General features: G+C 42.7%; 2 protein-coding genes. Both read right to left on the bottom strand.

Translation table 11 applies throughout. The features are described from left to right. Window positions 1–102 precede the first annotated feature (102 nt). Window positions 103–1,128, bottom strand: a complete 1,026-nt coding sequence (locus F6K49_RS43565; RefSeq protein WP_293107961.1) for an AAA-like domain-containing protein — start codon at window positions 1,126–1,128, stop codon at window positions 103–105. A gap of 202 nt (window positions 1,129–1,330) precedes the next feature. Then, window positions 1,331–2,075 (bottom strand): AAA-like domain-containing protein (locus F6K49_RS43560; protein ID WP_293107958.1); only part of this gene is annotated, 745 nt, incomplete at its 5' end.

Raw genomic sequence — 2,075 nt, 5'->3', positions numbered from 1 at the left:
GAACCTGGCTTGAAAACTCTCTGGCGAGGGCTTTCTACCTTTTACCATTTGTTTGAAGGTTCACAACTTGCTTCTACGTCCTAGTCTCTATCACTGTTTCGACTACTTTTGCCTAATGGATAGCTTATTAAGGGGGGTTAGGGGGGATCCCAATCCCGAAGTGTTATCGATGGATCCCCCTCCCGTCCCCCTTAATAAGGGGGAAGCCAGAGCAGGATTAGATTCCCCTCCAGAAGTTCCCTCAACTCCAGTTCCCCCCTTGTTAAGGGGGGTTAGGGGGGATCCCAATCCCGGAGTGCTGTGGATGGATCCCCCTCCAGAAGTTCCCCCCTTGTTAAGGGGGGTTAGGGGGGATCCATCCACCATTAACTTACACAACTTCTGGGTCAGAAACGGTTGTCCCCCTGTCCAGGTCAATATCTCACCTAACACCTGTTTCGGATTATCCACTTTCCCTACCAAACCAGGGAGCAAAGGCGTTTTCGCCTCCTCAAAGGTAAACCCAGTCAGTTCAATATCCCGACCAATATTAAAGGGAGTGCGCTGTTTATCCTGAATCAAATCCGCTGGAGTTGCTACTCCCAGCAAACAAAAACTCAAGCGATTGTAGGCAGGATTTTCCGCTCGTTTATTATAACAACTGCGAATAAAAGCAAAGAAATCATCTTTAAACCCTAATTTAATAATACTGTCAATTTCATCGAGAAAGATAACAATAGTTTCTGGAATAGTTTCCAACAATACTGATTCAATAAACTTGCCAAATCCTAACAAGGGAGCGATGTGTTCTGTTTCTCTAAACCAAGCCTCTTCATCAAATTTATCTGATAGCTTAAACTGAGACACCAGCATCACTATCAAGCTTGAATACCACATCTCTACCGGTATATTCTCTTTCCCAATCATGGTAAAATCGATACAACCACAGGCTACTCCTGCTTCCTGGAGACGCTTCATAGTTTGTACCCGTAAACTAGATTTACCCATCTGTCGGGAGTTGAGCACATAACAAAATTCCCCAGCCATCAAAGCCTCAAAAATTTCCTCATCAGCTTTGCGCTTAGCATAAGTTGTGGCATCTTGAGGTAAACTTCCCCCAACTTGATAGATTGTTGGTTGGTTGGTCATGATCAGAAAGGGAATCGGGAATCGGGAATCGGGAATAAAGAAGCTATCAGCTTATGCGCTACGCGCACGCTACGCGAACAGTTATCAGCTTTTAGTTTGTGAATAACATTGGTAACGATTCGTTTAATCTGAATTACGTCACAGGCTGGAAGCCTGTGCCACAAAGTTTGCTGCTGACTGCTGACCGCTGACCGCTCCCTATCTATAAAATCCTGTTACTAAAATACTGACGATACAAATTATATCTGGGAATACAATCATTACCGATTACTTTGACTAATCCCAGACTTTCTAACAGATAGGTCGCCTGATAATCCAGACGCACAGCTTTAGTAGTTGTCAGTACTTTCTTGAAAGGGTTTAGTAAATTGGGATGGAGAATTAGATTATTTAAAAGTTCTCGCAAATGATGGCGATAAATCCCTGATTCTGTCGGGGCGGTTTCTAACAGATGCTCCATAGTCATGTTGGGATTTTTGCTAAGAGTAGAGAAAGCCAGCTTCAACAAATAAGGATGTCCACCTACCATTTTCCTTAATTGTTTTCCTGATTCAATGGATAAATCTAGCCCATAGAGATGAGCTAAACTCTGAATGTTTTTTAAATCCAAGTCCGATAACTCTACTGCTTCTCCCACATTAAAAGGAGACTGATTGATATCCAATTCAATATAAACTTCGGTAGAATAAACGACAATCAACCGCAGGTTTTTCCAAAGTTGATTATTTTTGGAATCCTCATGCCACGTGCGCAGCAACCCTAGAAATTCCCCAGCTACTTCTGGATAAGGAAACACGCGATCAACTTCATCCAAACACAAAACTACAGGACTGGATAAAGACGGTAACAGATACTGCTCAAAATATCGTTGACAATTTACCTTACTATATAACCGTTTACTCCAATACTTATCCAACTGGTCTGATAAGCCTAAGTTGTCACCAACC

The organism is Moorena sp. SIO3I6, from assembly GCF_010672095.1.
The sequence above is the reverse complement of the archived record's forward strand: the minus strand, read 5'-3'. Positions and strand labels throughout refer to the sequence as shown.

Coding starts and splice junctions, on each gene's coding strand:
- F6K49_RS43565 (WP_293107961.1), bottom strand. CDS start 1,128: ATGACCAACCAACCAACAATCTATCAAGTTGGGGGAAGTTTACCTCAA.